Raw genomic sequence first — 14,475 nt, forward strand, 5'->3', positions numbered from 1 at the left:
GTCGTGCCCGACCCGTCGCCGATGCCCCCCGTCGCGCCCGACCCGTGGCCTCACGCCTCACCCCGGTCGCGCCCGACCCGTATCCCCACGCCTCACCCCCCGTCGTGCCCGGGCCCTCCGTCCAGGGCCTCGGCCAGTACCTCCGCCAGGTGCCTGCCCCGTACGCCCGCCAGCTGCTCCAGCTGGGTGCGGCAGGAGTAGCCGTCCGCCAGGACCACCGTGCCGTCCGGGGCGTCCCGTACGGAGGGCAGGAGCTGCTCCTCCGCGCAGGCGGCGGACACCTCGTAGTGGCCCTTCTCGAAGCCGAAGTTTCCCGCGAGGCCGCAGCAGCCGCCGCTCAGTTCGCCGGTGAGCCGGGCCGCGTCCCGCAGCCGGCGGTCGGCGGCGTCGCCGAGCACCGCGTGCTGGTGGCAGTGGGTCTGCCCGGCCACCGGGCGGTCGACGCGGGGCGGCGTCCAGCCGGGTGCGTGGCGCTCCAGCGTCTCCGCGAAGGTGAGGACCTTCGCGGCGAGCCGGGCCGCGCGCGGGTCGTCGTGCAGCAGCTCGGGGACGTCCGTGCGCAGGGCCGCGGCGCAGCTCGGCTCCAGGACGACGACCGGGGCGTCGGTCTCCAGGACCGGTTCCATCAGGTCGAGCGTGCGGCGCATGACGGTCCGGGCCCGGTCCAGCTGCCCCGTCGACACGTACGTCAGCCCGCAGCAGACCCGGCCCCGGCCACGCAGCAGGGACAGCGGGTCGAGGGCGACCGTCCTGCCGTCGCCCACCGGCGGCTTCTCCAGCCGCAGCGTCGGCGGCAACGCCACCCGCAGCCCGGCCGCCTCCAGCACCCGCACGGCCGCCTGCCCCACGGCCGGCGAGAGGTGCTCGGTGAAGGTGTCGGGCCACAGGACGACCACCTCGCCCCGCGCATCCGGGCGCCGCGCGGGCCGCCGCTCCCACCACCCGCTGAACGTCCGCGTCGCCACCCGCGGAATCTCCCGCTCGGGCGCGAGGCCGCCCAGGCGCTTCGCGGCCCAGGCCAGGGGCGGTATCGCGGACAACGCGTTGACCACCCGTGCCGTGCGCGTGCGGGACACCGCGCGGAGCCAGACCGGCAACCGCCCCAGGGCGTGGTGCGCGGCGGGCCGGCGGCGGCCGGCGTAGTGCTGGTGCAGGAACTCCGCCTTGTACGTGGCCATGTCGACCCCGACCGGGCAGTCCGACCGGCAGCCCTTGCAGGACAGGCACAGGTCCAGCGCGTCCCGGACCTCCTCCGAGCGCCAGCCGTCCGTCACCACCTCACCGGCGAGCATCTCGTGCAGCAGCCGGGCCCGCCCGCGCGTGGAATGCTCCTCCGCGCCCGTCGCCCGGAAGGACGGGCACATGACACCCGAGCCGGACACCGAGGGTGTACGGCACTTGGCGACGCCCACGCAGCGCCGCACCGCCGCCGAGAAGTCACCGCCGTCGGCGGGGTAGCCGAAGGCCACGTCGACCGGCTCGCGGGGCAGGACGGAAAAGCGCAGGCCGCTGTCCAGGGGCGCGGGGCGGACGAGCATGCCGGGGTTGAGCAGGTCGTCCGGATCCCACACGCCCTTGACCCGCTCGAACAGGCCGACCATCTCGGCGCCGTACATCCGCGGCAGCAGTTCCGCCCGCGCCTGCCCGTCGCCGTGCTCCCCGGACAGCGACCCGCCGTGCGCCACCACCAGCTCCGCGAGCTCCTCCGAGAAGCGGCGGAAGCGGGCGACGCCGGGCGCCGACAGCAGATCGAAGTCGATACGGACGTGGATGCAGCCGTCCCCGAAGTGCCCGTACGGCGTGCCGCGCAGCCCGTGCGCCGCCATCAGCGCCCGGAAGTCCCGCAGATACGCCCCGAGCCGGGCGGGCGGCACCGCGCAGTCCTCCCAGCCCGGCCACGCCTCCGTGCCGTCCGGCATGCGCGTCGCCGTACCGCTCGCGTCCTCCCGGATCCGCCAGAGCGTGCGCTGCCCGGCCGGGTCGGTGACCACGAGCGCGTCCAGGACGTCGGCGGCCCGCACGATCGCCTCGGCACGCGCGCGTGCCTCGCCCGCCGACTCCCCGCCGGTCTCGACGAACAGCCAGGCCCCGCCCCGCGGCAGTTCGGCCGTGGACGGCACCAGGTCCGCCGCCATGCCCTCCACCGTGAGCGGCCCGAACGGCAGCAGCCCGGCCGCGGCCTCGGCCGCCGCGCTCTCGTCGGCGTACGCCAGCACGGCCAGCGCACGCGCTCGTGGCGCCTCGACGAGGCGTACGACGGCCTCCGTCAGGACGCCGAGCGTGCCCTCGGAGCCGCAGAAGGAGCGGGCCACGTCGGCGCCGTTCTCCGGCAGCAGGGCGTCCAGCGCGTACCCGGAGATGCGGCGGGGCAGCTCCGGGAAGCCGGTGCGCAGCCGGGCCAGTTCCCCCTCGGCCAGCTCCCGCAGCCCGTCCGGGGCCCCGGCCCAGTCCCGCCCGAGCCGCAGCCGCCCGCCCCGGGCGCTGACGACGTCCAGTTCCCGCACGCTGTCCGCGGTCGTGCCCCAGGCCACCGAGTGCGAGCCGCACGAGTTGTTGCCGATCATGCCGCCGAGCGTGCAGCGGCTGTGGGTGGAGGGGTCGGGGCCGAAGCGCAGCCCGTGCGGGGCGGCGGCCTCCTGGAGCCGGTCCAGCACCAGCCCCGGCTGCACCACGGCCGTCCGCGCCTCGGGGTCGAGGGCGACCAGCCGGTTCATGTGCCGGGTGAAGTCCAGGACGACACCGGTGCCGGTGGCCTGCCCGGCGATGGAGGTGCCGCCGCCGCGGGCGACGACGGGCACGCCGTGCTCCCGGCAGACCGCGAGCACCGCCGCGACGTCGTCGGCGTCACGCGGAGCGACCACGCCCGCCGGGACCCGCCGGTAGTTGGACGCATCCATGGTCGTCAGCGCCCGGGACGTGACGTCGAACCCGACCTCGCCCCGGACGACGGCACGCAGCTGTGCTTCGAGATCCGTCATGCGTCCAGGATGCATCCGGCCGCTGACGGTGAGGGCGACGGCCGGGCTCAGCCCTTGACGGCGGAGCTCGCCACGCCCTCGACGAACCAGCGCTGGAAGAACGCGAAAACGATCAGCACAGGCAGCACCAGCAGCACTCCGAAGGCGAGGATCTGGCCCCAGTCCGGCGGCTGCTGGCCCTGGAAGACGCTCATCTCCAGCGGCAGGGGGCGCACCGACGGGTCGGACACCATCAGCACCGGCCACAGGAACGAGCCCCACTGGATGAGGAAGGTGAGGATCGCGACCGAGGCGAACACCGGCCTGGACATCGGCACGATGATCGCGAAGAAGGTGCGCCAGGGACCCGCGCCGTCCAGCCGGGCCGCCTCCTCGATGGTCGTCGGGATCTTCTTGAAGAACGTGTGGAACTGGTACACCGCGAAGGCGTTGGCGACGAACGGCAGCGCCTGGATGAACAGGGTGTTGCGCTGGCCGTTGAACATGTAGAACAGCGGCACCGCCACCGACTCGAACGGGATCAGCATCAGCAGCAGGACCAGGGTGAACACCGCGTTCTGCCCACGCCACTTCAGTCTTGTCAGCCCGTAGGCCGCCATCGAGTTGACGATCAGCCCGCCCGTCACCACCACGAACGACAGCAGCACCGACACGCCCATGAACTGCCAGAAGTAGCCGGTGCTGTCGGAGTTCAGGCTGTCGAGGACGGCGGTGTAGTTGTCGAAGGACAGGTGGGTGGGCAGGAAGCCGGACAGGCCGTTCAGGACCTCGTCGGACGGCTTGAGGCTGCCGAGGAAGAGGTAGAGCGCGGGGAGGGCGAAGACGAACGCCAGGACGCTCAGGACGGTGTAGTCGAGGACGCGGCGCACGGGCGTGCGGGTCATGGCCATGGGTGGGTCAGTCCTCGTTGTCGGGCCGGACGACGCGGCGCTGGACGATGGTCAGGGCGACGACGATCAGGAAGAACACCACCGTGACGGCCGAGGCCTGGCCGATGTTGTTCTGGTCGAAGGCGGTGGTGACGGCCTGGTACATCACCGTGCGGGTGGCGTCCTCGTCCAGGCCGCCGCCGCGGATGAGGATGTACACCTGGTCGAAGACCCGGAAGGACAGCACCGAGGTCAGCATCGCGACGAAGACGAGGGTGCCGCGGATGCCGGGCAGGGTGACGTGCCGGAACTGCTGCCAGCGGGAGGCCCGGTCCAGCTGGGAGGCCTCGTAGAGCTCGCCCGGGATCTGCTGGAGGCCGGCCAGCAGGATGACCATCTGGAAGCCGACGCCCTGCCACACCGACAGCACGATGATCGAGCCCATCGCCGTGAGGCCGTCGCCGAGCCAGTCGAAGGCGCCCCAGTTGCCGAGACTCACCGTGTCCAGCAGGGAGTTGAGCATGCCCTGCTCGCTGCGGGCGAGGATCAGCCGCCAGATCACGGCGACCAGCGCCATCGGGAAGACCACCGGCATGAAGAAGAAGGACCGGAACACGCCGATCGCCTTCAGTTTGCGGTTGAGCAGGATCGCCAGCGCCAGCGCCAGCCCCGTCTGGAGCGGTACGACGAGGACGGCGAAGGTCAGGTTGTTCAGCAGCGCCCGCAGGAACGGGCCGGACAGGTCGGGGTCGGTGAACAGCCGCCGGTAGTGCTCCACGCCGAAGAACGTGGGCTCCAGCGGCGAGCCGAGGCGGACGTTGTAGAAGGAGAGCACCACGGCGTAGCCGAACGGGATGCCGACGAAGGCGATCAGCCCGACCACGGCCGGGGCGGACATCAGCAGCCCGTGCAGCCGGTCACGGTTGCCGCGCGCGGGACGCGGGGGCTTCCTGGCGGATGCGGACGAGACGGCCTGCGCCCGGTCTGGGCCCGCGGCCTGCGCGGATTCCACGGTTTTCACGGGAGGGGTCCTCTTCCCGGCGGGGCGGGCGCGTCGATCCATGGCTGCATCACCACGTCACGGGCGGCCCGCCCGGGCCGATGCGTCCTGCGGGTTACGGGATCTCGTAGCCGGCGTTGTCGGTGAAGTCCCGGTCGATGGCGCGGGCGGCCTTGCGCAGGGCTTCCTCGGGGTCGGCGCCGCCATAGATCGAGTTCAGGGCCGTGTTGAACTTGGCGGTAACCGTGGGGTATCCGGCGGTCACCGGGCGGGTGACGGCGACACAGGAGGCGTTGATGTCGCTGTCGCCGCAAGGCCTGGCCAGCTGGTCGGCGAAGAGCTGGAGCGGGCCGCCCTTCTTGTACAGCTCGCTCCGGGCGAGGGCCGACTTGGTGGCGGGCACCGCGCCGTTGGCCTTCGTCATGGCGCCGACGTTGGTGTCGTTGAGCAGGTAGTCCAGGAACGTGCCGGCCGCCTTGCCGTTCTTGCTGTCGGCGCCGATGCCCCACGCCCATGAACCCTGGCCGGTCTTGGGGCCGTTGCCGAAGTCGGGCAGCGGCAGCACGGCGAGGTCGTCGCCGAGGGCCTCGCTGTAGGCGGGGTAGTTCCAGTGGCCGACCCAGCTCAGCGCCACCTTGCCGTTGGCGAAGGCGTTGCCGTCGGTGTTGGGGTCGACGTAGGGCTTCCAGGACTGGAAGGTCTTCATCGCGGAGACGGTCTTCGGGCTGTCGAGGGCGCCCTCGGCCTTGCCGTCCTTCAGCAGGCCGCCGCCCGCGGACCACACGATCGGGGAGAAGCCGAAGGTGCCCCACTCGGATGCCAGGCCGTACTGCTCCGAGATGTCGAGGACCCTGCCGTCGGAGTCCTTGCCCTTCAGCGCCTTGAGGGCCTTGCCGAACTCCTCGGCCGTCCAGGCGTCGTCCACGCTCTTGGGGTACGTCACGCCGGCCGCGTCGAGCAGCTTCTTGTTGGCGTACAGACCGAGACCGGCGTCGAACATGCCCAGGCCGTAGTGCTTGCCGTCGATCTCACCCTGCGCCTTGATCGCGTCCGTGGCGTTGCCGAGAGTCTTGACGGAGACGTGGCCGTCGAGCGGGGCGAGCTTGCTGTTGTAGACGAAGTTGGCCATCGTCGGGCCGTCGAACTCCAGCACGTCCGGCAGTTCGGAGGCGTCGGTGGCGGTGATCGTCTTCGTGTAGTCCTTCTCCGGTATGAGCTTCAGCTCGGCCTTGACCTCGCTCTGCGAGGAGTTGAAGGACTTCACCGCGTTCTGCAGCGCGGTCGCCTCGCTCGCCTGGCCCTGGTGGGCCCAGACGCTGATGGTGCCCTTGCCGCTGCCTTTTTCGGCGGAGGTGTCGCTGCCGCCGCCCCCGCCGCCACAGGCGGCCAGCGCGGCCAGCGGCAGCAGGGCGAGGGCGGTCAGGCCCGTACGACGGTGTCTTCCGTGGCCGGTGATCATGGTGGTGCCTCCGAGCGGGTGTGCGGTGGGTGCGCGAACGGTGGAGAGAGGGAGCTGAGGGGGGCGGGGAGGGGGCCGGAGCTACCGCCGACGGCCGGTGTACGGCGGGGCGGTGGTCTCGCGGAGGATGAAGCGGATGGGCATCTCGACGGGGCGCGGCGGCCCGGCCTCCGGTTCGTCGAGCTGTGCGAGCAGCAGCCGGGCCGCCTCCCGGCCCTGGGCCGCGACCGGCTGGGCCACGGTGGTCAGCCCGACCACCTCGGACAGCTCGTGATCGTCGAAGCCGACCACGGACACGTCCTCCGGGACCCGCAGCCGGTGCCGGCGCAGGGCGCGCAGGGCGCCCATCGCCATCTCGTCGGACTGGGCGAACACGGCGGTCGGCGGGTGGCGCAGCGCCAGCAGCTCGGTCATGGCCCGCTCGCCGCCCTCGACCGTGTAACCGCCGTCCGCCTCCAGGGCGGGGTCGGGCTCGATCCCGGCGTCGGCCAGCACGTCCAGGTAGCCCTGCCGACGGTCGAGGGGCGTGGTCCAGTGCAGCGGCTCGCTGGCGCCGGAGATCATGCCGATCCGCCGGTGCCCGAGGTTCACCAGGTGCCGTACGGCGCTCTCCGCGCCGCCCCGGTCGTCGATGCCGACCACCGTGAAGCCGGGCCGGGCGCCACCGACCGTGGTCGCCAGCGGCACGTCCAGGGACCGCAGGGCGGCGGCCTCCTCCGGGTCGGGGATCAGCAGGGACAGCACGGCGTCGACCCGCTTGCGGATCGGCAGGTTGGTGAAGAAGCGCTTGCGGGCCTCGGGTGAGCCGAGGTTGTAGAGCAGGACGTCGTAGCCGGCGGCGCTGAAGACCTTCTCGGCGGCGTCCAGCACGGTGCCGAAGAACCAGCGGCCGACGTACGGGACGACGACGCCGATGGTGTGGGTGCGTCCGCTGGCCAGGCTGGAGGCCGAGCGCGAGGCGGTGTAGCCGAGGTCGGCGGCGGCCGCGACGATCCGGGCCCGCATCTCCTCCGACACTCCGGGACGACCGCGCAGGGCGCGGGACACGGTGGACGCCGAGACTCCGGTGGCCTCGGCGACATCGGTGATGCTGACCGTCACGGAACGCTCCTGGATCGGGGGGCACGCCGTCTGCTCGGGGTCGTCCGGAACACATCGGCGTGTGAGGGAGTGACGAGACCGTAAACCCGCACCTGTGGTTGCGCAAGCGTTTGCGTTCGGATTTACTTCGGCTGACTCTCAGAGGAACTCCCACCAGCAAGAGCACAGCGCACGCGTTTGAGTGCCGCTGTCGGCAGACAGGACCTGTCCATGCGATACGCGCCGCCCGGCCTCTGCGTGAACGACTTCGACCTTCTGCGCCACGCGGACGGCACCTACACCGTGCTGCACCTCCAGGGCCCGTGGACGAACGAGTTCGACCACCTGCGCATGGAGACGTCCTACGGGCGGGCCACCTCCGCAGATCTGGTCCGCTGGGAACCGCAGGGCACGGCCTTCGGCAACGGCCTGCCCGGCCGTTTCGACCAGCAGGCGGTGTGGACCATGCACGCCTTCCCACAGGGCACCGGCATGGCGATGCTCTACACGGCCGTCTCCGGGGTCACCCCTGGCGGCTGGCCCGTGCAGTCGGTCGGCCTGGCCCGTTCCGACCGCGCCGACGGCACCGGCTGGCGCCGCCACGGCACCGGACCGGTCGTCGAGGCGGACGGGCGCTGGTACCGCACGGGCGACCGCATGGGCTGGCGCGACCCCTTCGTCGTACGCGACGACGAGTCCGACGGCTGGGTCATGCTGGTCTGCGCCGCCGACGCCTCCCTGCCCGTCGAGGTCAGCGGGTGCGTGGCCTGGGCGACCTCCGACGACCTGGAGCACTGGACCGTCCACCCGCCGCTCGTCTCCCCCGGTGACGTCGACGAGCTGGAGTGCCCCGTCCTGGAACGCCTCGACGACGGCGGCTGGCTGCTGCTCGGCTCCATCGGCGCCACCCGGGGCTTCGAGGCGTGGACCGCTCCGCGCCTGCGCGGCCCGTGGACCCGCCGCGGCCCGCTCGGCCCGACGGGCGCGTACGCCCCGCGCGTCGTCACCGCCCCCGACGGCTCCCGCGTCGTGCTGCACACCACCCCGCGCCGCGTCGGCCTGACGGACACGGGTGAACGCTGCCGCGGCATGCTCGCCCAGCCCAAGTCCCTCGTCGTTCCACGGGACGCGGCTCCCCGTCTGGAGTGGTGGCCCGGCCTGGACCCCTGGCTCGGCGAGGAGACATACGACGCCCCGCTGCACGCGGTCGGTGACGTCGGCCTCGCGGGCCGCACCGAAGTCACCCTGCGCACGCATGTCTCCGACGGGGACCGGCCCGCGCTCACCGTCGGCTGCGACGGCAAGAACCTCCGGGTCACCGGCCCCGACGGCACCCCGCTCGGCGAGACCCTCCTGCCGGAACACGCCGCCGCGTTGCGCATCCTCACCGTCGGGGAGTACGTCGAGGTCTACGCCGACGGCGTCTTCGCCCTCACCACCCTGTGCTACTCCGGCCGCCCCGGCCCCTGGACGGCCACCGACGAGGACGGGGTCCGGCCCGTCGCCGTGCGCCCCCTCCGGCTGCCGGACCCGCACCGCGACGACGCCTCGGCCGTCTGGCCCGGCCCGGCCGCGTGCTGACCCGTCCACATCCCGTCTCACCCGACGGACGACGTTTCGCCCACGTTTCCGGAAGGGGCTACGCTCCCCTCCGTGGCTGAGATCCGGATTCCCGCTGACATCAAGCCCGCCGACGGACGTTTCGGCGCGGGCCCCTCCAAGGTGCGGACGGAAGCGCTGGACGCGCTGGCCGCGACCGGCACCTCTCTCATGGGCACCTCCCACCGTCAGGCTCCCGTCAAGAACCTGGTCGGCCAGGTGCGCGAGGGCATCAGTGAGCTGTTCCAGCTCCCCGACGGCTACGAGGTGATCCTCGGCAACGGCGGCTCGACCGCGTTCTGGGACGTCGCGACGCACGGCCTGATCGAGAACAAGTCGCAGCACCTGAACTTCGGTGAGTTCTCCTCGAAGTTCGCCAAGGCCGCCAAGCTGGCCCCCTGGCTGGCCGAGCCGGACGTCATCGCCTCGGACCCGGGCACCCACCCCGAGGCGGTCGCCCAGGCGGGCGTGGACGTCTACGCGTTCACCCACAACGAGACCTCGACCGGTGTCGCCATGCCGATCAAGCGCGTGGCCGGTGCCGACGAGGGCGCCCTGGTCCTCGTGGACGCCACCTCCGGCGCCGGCGGCCTGCCCGTCGACGTCAGCGAGACCGACGTCTACTACTTCGCCCCGCAGAAGTCCTTCGCCTCCGACGGCGGCCTGTGGATCGGCGTCTTCTCCCCGGCCGCGATCGAGCGCGCGGAGCGCATCCACGCGTCCGGCCGCCACGTCCCGGAGTTCTTCTCGCTGCCGACGGCGATCGACAACTCCCGCAAGAACCAGACGTACAACACCCCGGCGCTGGCCACCCTCTTCCTGCTGAACCAGCAGCTGGAGTGGATCAACGGCCAGGGCGGCCTGGACTGGTCGGTCCGGCGCACGGCGACCTCCGCCCGCACGCTGTACGGCTGGGCCGAGGACATCAAGTACGCCAACCCGTTCGTCACCGACCCGGCCAAGCGCTCGCAGGTCATCGGCACGATCGACTTCACGGACGAGGTCGACGCCGCCGCCGTCGCCAAGGTGCTGCGCGCCAACGGCATCGTCGACACCGAGCCCTACCGCAAGCTCGGCCGCAACCAGCTGCGCGTCGCGATGTTCCCGGCGATCGACCCGGCGGACATCGAGGCCCTCACGAAGTGCATCGACTACGTGATCGAGAAGCTCTGATCTTCTCGCGTACGTGACCGAGGGGCGCCCCGCTCGTGCGGGGCGCCCCTCGCTCGTGCTCAGGCGGCCGCGCCCCTGCGACACCTGTCCTCTCCCCCGGCGTCGTGGGCACGGCGGCCTGCGAGCTACTCCTCGCCCGGGGCCGAGCGCGCCACCCGGAACCCCACGTCGTCGATCCGGAACGTCGGATGGCTCCGGCGGCGCACCGAGGCGCGGCAGCTCCAGTGCTCGTCGGACCAGCCGCCGCCGCGCAGCACCCGGTACGTGCCGTAGACCTCGGGATCGTAGAGGTCCCAGCACCAGTCCCAGACGTTGCCCAGCATGTCGTACAGGCCCCAGGCGTTGGGCTGCAGGCCGCCCACGGGGTGCACGCGGTCGTCCGCGTTGCCGCGGTACCAGGCGATCTCGTCGAGCGGGCCGTAGCGGGGGCCGGTGCCGCCGGCGCGGCAGGCGTGTTCCCACTCGGCCTCGGTGGGCAGCCGGTAGCCGTCGGCGGAGGTGTCCCAGTCGGCGCTCTCGCTGCCGGGCCGCACCTCGTACGCGGGGGTCAGGCCCTCGCGCCCGGACAGGGCGTTGCAGAACCGGATCGCGTCCCACCAGGACACGCCCTCGACGGGCAGCCGCCCGCCCCGGGCCGTGCTCGGGTGCTCGCCGGTGACCTCCGCGTACCAGGCCTGGGTGACCGGCACGGCCGACATCCGGAACGACGCGACCTCGACCGCCCAACTGCGCTCGGTCCGGCGGTCGGACAGTGTGACGGACCCCGCCGGGACATCCACCATGTCGTCGTTCATGTGCTCCCCCATGACCGGACAGCCTAGGGGCGCCCGGCGAGTTTCACCGGACGCCCCCTGTCGTTCCGTCAGGTCCGGGTCACCGAGGCGCTCAGCGCCCGGGCCCCAGGATCCCGCGCAGGCTGTCACCGACCGCCGCGACGGCCGACTGCGTCGCGGCCGCCGCCTTCTGCGCCGCCGGCTGCGGCTTGGGGTCGGGGTTCTTCTTGCACACCGCGTCGGCCACACCGCTGCCGTGCGGGACCTTGCCGTTGGTGAGGTACGTCGCGAGGTGCTTGTCGAGACAGGCGTTGCCGCTCAGCGTGATGCCGTGGTTGCCGCCACCCTGCTCGACCACCAGGCTGGAGCCCTTCAGCAGCCGGTGCATGGTCACACCGCCCTGGTAGGGCGTGGCCGCGTCGTCCGTCGCCTGGAACAGCAGCACCGGCGGGAGCTTGCTGTTGGCGACGTTCACCGGCTTCAGCGTCTTCGTCGGCCAGAACGCGCACGGCGCGTTGTACCAGGCGTTGTTCCACGCCATGAACGGCGCCTTCTCGTAGACCGCCCAGTTGTCCTTGCGCCACTGCTTCCAGTCGCGCGGCCAGGACGCGTCACGGCACTGCACCGCGGTGTAGACGCTGTAACCGTTGTCGCCGGAGGCGTCGATCGCCGCGATGTTGTCGTAGGCCTTGACCAGCGCCGCGGTGTCGTGGTCGTTGACGTACGCCGCGAACGTCCGGGCGAGCGTGGGCCAGTAGGCGTTGTTGTAGCCGCCGGGTATGAAGATGTCCTCCAGCTCGGAGGCGCCCACCGTGCCGCCGGCCGGCTTCTTGGCCAGGGCCGCCCGCATGGCGTACCACTTGGCCTCGATCTTCTTCGGGTTCGTGCCGAGCTTGTACGTGGAGTCGTGCTTGGCGATCCACGTCATCAGGGCCTTGTGGCGCTTGTCGAAGGCGTAGTCCTGCTGGATGTTGTCGTCGTACCAGACGCCGGTCGGGTCGACGATGGAGTCCAGCACCAGGCGGCGCACGCGCTCGGGGAACAGCTTGGCGTAGACGGCGCCGAGGTAGGTGCCGTACGAGTAGCCGAAGTAGTTGATCTTCGACGCGCCGAGGCCCTTGCGGATCGAGTCCATGTCCTTCACGGCACTGACCGTGTCGATGTACGGCAGGACGTCCGCGTACTTGGCGCCGCAGGCCTTGGCGAAGGCCTTGGCACGGTCGAGGTTGGCCTTCTCCAGCGCCGGGGTGCTCGGCACGGAGTCGGGGCGCACGGGGTCGAAGTGGCCCGGCTTGCAGTCCAGGGCGGGCTGGCTCTTGCCCACTCCGCGCGGGTCGAAGCCGATGACGTCGTACTGGGCGGCGACGGCCTTGGGCAGGGAGGACGCGACGAATTCGGCCAGCGACAGGCCACTGCCGCCGGGCCCACCGGGGTTGACGAGCAGCGGGCCCTGGGACTTCGACGCGGTGTGCGGGACGCGGGAGAGAGCCAGCGTGATCTGCTTCCCTCGCGGCTTGGTGTAGTCGAGCGGCACCTTGACCGACCCGCACTGGAGCGTCGGGGTGTCGTCCGTCGCGCACTTCTTCCAGGTGATCTTCGCGGCGGCGGTCGTCAGGGCAGTGGTCGCGGATGGCGACGCGCTGGCGTTGGCGGGGACGGCGGTGAGTGTCCCGGCCAGGACGACCGTGGCGCCGCACAGTACGGCTGCGCTTCTTCTCATGGAGTTCTCTCGCAACGGTGAGGGGGGTCGCGCCCGCGAGTGACGCGGGCCGTGCCGCATCGTTTCGGAAGAGAGCACCGCGCATGTACGAATTCCAGCAAGACTTGACCAAATCGAGGCACAGCCCGCTCCCAGGAAGCCCCCGGAAACGGGGTGTTCCGGCAATTCCGGACAGTCGGATCAGGGCGACGGGCAGTCGGGCAGTCGGCCCGAACAGTCGGTCAGTCGGGACGGGCGCGGGCGCCCGGCGAACACCGGGCGCCCGCCCCGCCTCACTCCGCCCTCACGCAGCCACGCAACTCACACTCGGCACGGCCCCGCCCCCGGGCGCGCCGCCCAGGCCGAAGCTCGCCGAACCGCCCGTCGGCACACCCCCGTTGTGCGCCGCGTTCACCGCTGTGACGGTCGCGCCGCTCTGGGTGTGCGAGGCGTTCCACATGCTCGTGACCTTCTGGGATCCGCTCCAGGTCCAGGTCACCTTCCAGGACTTCAGCGGAACGCTCCCCGTGTTGGTCACCTTCACCTCGGCGTTGAAGCCGCCGCCCCAGTCGCTGCTGACGGTGTAGGCGGCGGTGCAGGTCGCGTTCCCGCCCCCCGGGTCACCGGGGCCGCCCGGACCGGGGCCGCCGGCGTCGAAGCCCGGGGCCTTGATGGACGCCAGGTACCCGTCCTTCACGGTGTCGACCGTCTGCCAGTCGTCCTTCAGGATGCCGCCCGTGTCACCGGAGTTGGGGTTCCAGGACCAGAACGTCCAGTGGAAGCTGTCGGCGCCGTACGCCGACGTCGAGCGCAGGTACTTCACCAGCTCGGCCAGCCACTTCTGGTCCACGGACGGCTGGAGCGTCGTACCGAACTCGCCGAGCCACACCGGGGCGATGTTCTGCTTGAAGATGTAGCCCCAGTACTTGTCCCAGATCCCGGGCATGTTGGCGGGGAAGGACGGGTCCGAGAACCAGGACTGCTGCGCCACCGACGTCGCGTAGTCGTGCGCCGAGTACACCAGCCGGTCGGGGACGTCCAGCTGGACCGGGTACTGGGCCACGCCCATGAGATTGCCGCCCCACCAGCCGTTCACGCCGTTGTGCGACTGCACGCCCTCGACCATGATCAGCAGCTCGGGGTTGGCCGACAGCACCGCGTTGCCCGCGCGCTGGGCGGCCAGACGCCAGTCGCGGGAGGTGTCGCCGCAGCCCCAGCAGGCCGGGTCGTGGGGTTCGTTGTGCAGGTCGATGCCGATCACGGTGGAGTTGCCCTTGTAACGCGTCGCCAGGGCCTTGAGGTTGGTGATCCACGTCGACTCGGGGACCGACGCCGTGTACCAGAGGGCCGACTGGCCCGCCGCGTCCGGGCGGTGCCGGTCCAGGACGATCTTGAGGCCGGACTGTCCGGCGTAGGCGACGATCCTGTCCAGGACCTGGAGGGACGTCAGCCCCCGCAGGTCCGTGTTCTTGCCGTCGGTGTCGATGCTGTCGGGCATGGTGCCGGGCTTGAGGATGTCGTCGCTGTAGGGCATGCGAATGGTGTTGTGGCCCAGCGACTTCATCTGGTCGATCATGCTCTTGTAGTCGCGGGCCCACAGGCCGTGGACGACGTGGTTGGCGGTCTCGAAGCCGAACCAGTTGATGCCGGCGATACGGACGGGCTGTCCGGCCGCGTCCAGGATCTGCCGGCCGCTGGTGTGCCAGTAGCCGGCGCCAGCCTGCGCGTCGGCGTCGGCGACTGCCGACGACTGCGTACCGGCCAGGGGCAACACGAGCGCCGCGGCGACGCACAGCGCTCTTCGCAGAGTGCGGAACATGGCTGCTTCCTCTCGGGGAGGCGCGG

At 71.6% G+C, this 14,475-nt stretch carries 10 protein-coding genes; 2 read left to right on the forward strand and 8 right to left on the reverse strand.

Features of this window, described 5'->3' with window-relative positions:
• Positions 1 to 92: 92 nt before the first annotated feature.
• From K4G64_RS21440 to K4G64_RS21460, 5 genes are all read right to left on the reverse strand, one after another.
• The gene (locus K4G64_RS21440; RefSeq protein WP_221757643.1) at positions 93 to 2,978 is read right to left on the reverse strand and encodes an FAD-binding and (Fe-S)-binding domain-containing protein; all 2,886 of its coding nucleotides are present in this window, start codon (positions 2,976 to 2,978) and stop codon (positions 93 to 95) included.
• Positions 2,979 to 3,025: 47 nt separating this feature from the next.
• Complete coding sequence (locus K4G64_RS21445) at positions 3,026 to 3,868, reverse strand: carbohydrate ABC transporter permease (RefSeq protein ID WP_221757644.1); 843 nt, start codon at positions 3,866 to 3,868, stop codon at positions 3,026 to 3,028.
• Positions 3,869 to 3,875: 7 nt separating this feature from the next.
• Positions 3,876 to 4,868, reverse strand: a complete 993-nt coding sequence (locus tag K4G64_RS21450; RefSeq protein WP_221757645.1) for a carbohydrate ABC transporter permease — start codon at positions 4,866 to 4,868, stop codon at positions 3,876 to 3,878.
• Positions 4,869 to 4,962: 94 nt separating this feature from the next.
• Positions 4,963 to 6,306: a sugar ABC transporter substrate-binding protein gene (locus tag K4G64_RS21455; protein WP_221757646.1), complete on the reverse strand. Its 1,344-nt coding sequence runs from the start codon at positions 6,304 to 6,306 to the stop codon at positions 4,963 to 4,965.
• Positions 6,307 to 6,387: 81 nt separating this feature from the next.
• Entirely contained in the window at positions 6,388 to 7,407 is a 1,020-nt protein-coding gene (locus K4G64_RS21460; protein WP_221757647.1) for a LacI family DNA-binding transcriptional regulator, read from the reverse strand.
• A 210-nt stretch (positions 7,408 to 7,617) separates the two neighbouring features.
• Here K4G64_RS21460 and K4G64_RS21465 point away from each other — a divergent pair, with 210 nt between their 5' ends.
• Positions 7,618 to 8,967 (forward strand): mucin-1, encoded by a 1,350-nt coding sequence (locus K4G64_RS21465; protein WP_221757648.1) that lies wholly within the window; start codon positions 7,618 to 7,620, stop codon positions 8,965 to 8,967.
• 72 nt (positions 8,968 to 9,039) lie between these two features.
• Complete coding sequence (serC, locus tag K4G64_RS21470; protein WP_221757649.1) at positions 9,040 to 10,158, forward strand: phosphoserine transaminase; 1,119 nt, start codon at positions 9,040 to 9,042, stop codon at positions 10,156 to 10,158.
• Positions 10,159 to 10,283: 125 nt separating this feature from the next.
• On the opposite strand, the gene K4G64_RS21475 is transcribed toward serC, so the two are convergent.
• The 3 genes from K4G64_RS21475 to K4G64_RS21485 form a co-directional block, all read right to left on the reverse strand.
• Positions 10,284 to 10,940, reverse strand: a complete 657-nt coding sequence (locus K4G64_RS21475) for a formylglycine-generating enzyme family protein (RefSeq protein WP_221757664.1) — start codon at positions 10,938 to 10,940, stop codon at positions 10,284 to 10,286.
• 103 nt (positions 10,941 to 11,043) lie between these two features.
• On the reverse strand, positions 11,044 to 12,651 hold the full coding sequence (locus K4G64_RS21480) for an alpha/beta hydrolase (RefSeq protein ID WP_221757650.1): 1,608 nt from the start codon (positions 12,649 to 12,651) through the stop codon (positions 11,044 to 11,046).
• 283 nt (positions 12,652 to 12,934) lie between these two features.
• Positions 12,935 to 14,449, reverse strand: a complete 1,515-nt coding sequence (locus K4G64_RS21485; protein ID WP_221757651.1) for a cellulase family glycosylhydrolase — start codon at positions 14,447 to 14,449, stop codon at positions 12,935 to 12,937.
• Positions 14,450 to 14,475: the final 26 nt, after the last annotated feature.

This window comes from Streptomyces sp. WAC04114 (genome assembly GCF_019733245.1).
Taxonomy (GTDB): domain Bacteria; phylum Actinomycetota; class Actinomycetes; order Streptomycetales; family Streptomycetaceae; genus Streptomyces; species Streptomyces massasporeus_A.

What these genes read in the sequence shown, in the direction of transcription:
- K4G64_RS21440 (WP_221757643.1), bottom strand. Translation starts at nt 2,978, where the DNA reads ATGACGGATCTCGAAGCACAGCTGCGTGCCGTCGTCCGGGGCGAGGTC.
- K4G64_RS21465 (WP_221757648.1), top strand. Translation starts at nt 7,618, where the DNA reads ATGCGATACGCGCCGCCCGGCCTCTGCGTGAACGACTTCGACCTTCTG.
- K4G64_RS21455 (WP_221757646.1), bottom strand. Translation starts at nt 6,306, where the DNA reads ATGATCACCGGCCACGGAAGACACCGTCGTACGGGCCTGACCGCCCTC.
- K4G64_RS21445 (WP_221757644.1), bottom strand. Translation starts at nt 3,868, where the DNA reads ATGGCCATGACCCGCACGCCCGTGCGCCGCGTCCTCGACTACACCGTC.
- K4G64_RS21480 (WP_221757650.1), bottom strand. Translation starts at nt 12,651, where the DNA reads ATGAGAAGAAGCGCAGCCGTACTGTGCGGCGCCACGGTCGTCCTGGCC.
- K4G64_RS21485 (WP_221757651.1), bottom strand. Translation starts at nt 14,449, where the DNA reads ATGTTCCGCACTCTGCGAAGAGCGCTGTGCGTCGCCGCGGCGCTCGTG.
- K4G64_RS21475 (WP_221757664.1), bottom strand. Translation starts at nt 10,940, where the DNA reads ATGGTGGATGTCCCGGCGGGGTCCGTCACACTGTCCGACCGCCGGACC.